Source organism: uncultured Polaribacter sp. (assembly GCF_947503855.1).
GTDB lineage: Bacteria > Bacteroidota > Bacteroidia > Flavobacteriales > Flavobacteriaceae > Polaribacter.
In genome coordinates this window covers 1-2543 of sequence record NZ_CANNFF010000021.1, presented here as the reverse complement: position 1 = coordinate 2543, position 2543 = coordinate 1, and the positions used below count along the sequence as shown (strand labels likewise).

Annotated in this window: 3 protein-coding genes; all 3 read left to right on the top strand. The window is 27.4% G+C overall.

The window, feature by feature from the left end; translation table 11 throughout:
• Positions 1–102 precede the first annotated feature (102 nt).
• Complete coding sequence (locus tag Q0662_RS11855) at positions 103–441, top strand: helix-turn-helix domain-containing protein (RefSeq protein WP_298950128.1); 339 nt, start codon at positions 103–105, stop codon at positions 439–441.
• Entirely contained in the window at positions 360–1274 is a 915-nt protein-coding gene (locus Q0662_RS11850; protein ID WP_367181306.1) for an IS3 family transposase, read from the top strand. Before Q0662_RS11855 ends, Q0662_RS11850 begins: the two co-directional genes overlap by 82 nt.
• 188 nt (positions 1275–1462) lie before the next feature.
• On the top strand, positions 1463–2416 hold the full coding sequence (locus Q0662_RS11845; RefSeq protein ID WP_298950130.1) for a Fic family protein: 954 nt from the start codon (positions 1463–1465) through the stop codon (positions 2414–2416).
• Positions 2417–2543 lie beyond the last annotated feature (127 nt).

Sequence of the window (2543 nt, the reverse complement as noted above, 5' to 3'; positions counted from 1 at the left end):
CTAAACGGCTTAAAAAAATAGTTTGAACGTATAAATTAAACCTAAAAAAAGGTCAACCTATTTCAGTATAATACAAAAGCGCTATTACCAAGAAAAACCAAAGTGTACAGCATTCCTTTTAAACTTAAAGTCTTGAATGCTATTGACAAAGATTCATTATCTTTCAGTCAAGCTTGTTTAGAGTTTAATATTCCTACTAAATCTGTAATTATGAAGTGGCAACGTAATTATAAAAAAGAGGGTATTGTAGGCTTAAACATTAAACCTAGAGGTAAACCAAAATCTATGCAATTTAAGAGGGCTAAAAAAAAGTCTAATAAACCTTTAACAAGAGAAGAGGAACTTTTATTAGAAAATGAATCATTAGGTGCAGAACTGGACTTGCTAAAAAAGTTACAGGCCTTAATTCAACAAGAGCAAAACAAAAAGCAAAAGCCATAACAGAATTAAGGCATAAGTATGATTTAGACATTTTACTATATCATACGAACATGGCAAGAAGTAGTTATTATTATTATCATAAAAGAAGTCTTTTAGTTGATAAATATAAAGAGATAAAACTATTGATCAATCAAATATATCATCGCCACAAAGGAAGATTTGGTTATAGAAGAATCACTTTAGAAATCAACAAAAGAGGCACTCTAATAAATCATAAAACAGTACTCAAGTTAATGCGTGAATTTGGTTTGAAAAGTTTAGTCAGAGCTAAAAGATACAAGTCTTATAAAGGACAAATAGGTGAAACAGCTCCTAATATATTACAACGTAATTTTAATGCTATTAGGCCAAATAAAAAATGGGCTACTGATATTACAGAATTTAAAGTTTTAGGAAAAAAACTATATCTATCTCCGATAATAGATCTCTTTAACAGAGAAATAATAAGTTATCAATTATCTGAAAAACCTGATTTTAAACAAGTAGCTATTATGCTCAAAAAATCTTTTAAGAAAATACCAGATAAGGCAAATTTAATATTACATTCTGATCAAGGATGGCAGTATCAAATGAAACAATATCGAAGATTATTAACAGAAAAAGGAATTACTCAGAGTATGTCTCGTAAAGGAAATTGTTTAGATAACGCTGTGATAGAAAATTTCTTCGGTATTCTAAAATCTGAATTGTTTTATCTAAATAAATATAAGTCGATATCTCAGTTAAAAAAAGAGATTAAAGTGTATATAAAATATTATAATAATGAGAGAATTAAACAAAATTTAAATGGAATGAGCCCGATTGAATATCGAGCTCATTATTATCAAAATTAATTATAAATTTGTCTAAACTTTTGGGTGCACTTCACTTTCTATCTGTGATTTATTTGCTAACTTTAGTGCTTAAAATACGCAACTAATCTTATACATCAACGTTGTGCCTAATTAAAAATCCCGTTTCATAACATAATTCAGATTAAATGATTGTATCTTTGATAGTATCAAATGATAGTATCAAGAAAATGAAACCACCTTACGAAATAACATCTTCTATTTTAAAATTAATAACCTCTATTTCAGAGAAAATAGGAGAAGTAAATGCTAATTTATTAAACAGATCTTCACCTAAATTGAGAAAACAGAATAGAATTAAAACTATTCATTCTTCATTAAAAATAGAAGGAAACACACTTACAGAAGAACAAATAACAGCACTTCTTGAAAACAAAAGAGTTATTGGTCCTAAAAAAGATGTTCTTGAAGTTCTAAATGCAATCAAAATCTATGAAAATTTAGAAAATTTCAATCCTTCTAATGAAAAATCCTTTTTAGAAGCACATCAAAAACTAATGGAAGGTTTAATTGAAAATTCTGGAAAATATAGGACTCAAAGTGTCGGAATTGTAAAAGGCTCTAAAGTTGAGCATTTAGCACCACCATTTGAAAATGTGCCATACTTAATGAAAGACCTTTTTGAATATTTGAAAAAGTCTGATGAAATTGAATTAATTAAAAGTTGTGTTTTCCATTACGAAATGGAATTTATACATCCATTCTTGGATGGAAATGGCAGAATGGGAAGATTATGGCAAACTTTAATTTTAATGGAAAAATATCCAATATTTGAGTTTTTACCTTTTGAAACCTTAATCAGTAATGACCAAGAAAAATATTACAAAGCTTTGGCTGAAAGTGATAAATCTGGAAAATCAACTAAGTTTATTGAATATATGCTAAACGTTATTGACATTTCAATAAGTCAACTATTAGATTTTAATAATCGAACATTAAATGAAAAAGATAGATTAGAATACTATATTTCATTAAATAAAACTGAATTTACAAGAAAAGATTATATGGATATTTTTAAAGATATTTCTTCAGCAACTGCAAGTAGAGATTTAAAGAATGGAGCAGAATTGAATTTATTTGAAAAAATAGGAGAAAAAAATAAAACAATCTATCGTTTGAAATAACTGGGCACAACACCGTATAAAATTAATGGCTAGTTATTGTCTACTTACGGAAATTCTCGCGGATTTTCTATTCAGTTTATATTTGCTAAATTAGGTGCTTAAACACGCCACTAATCTTATACAAACA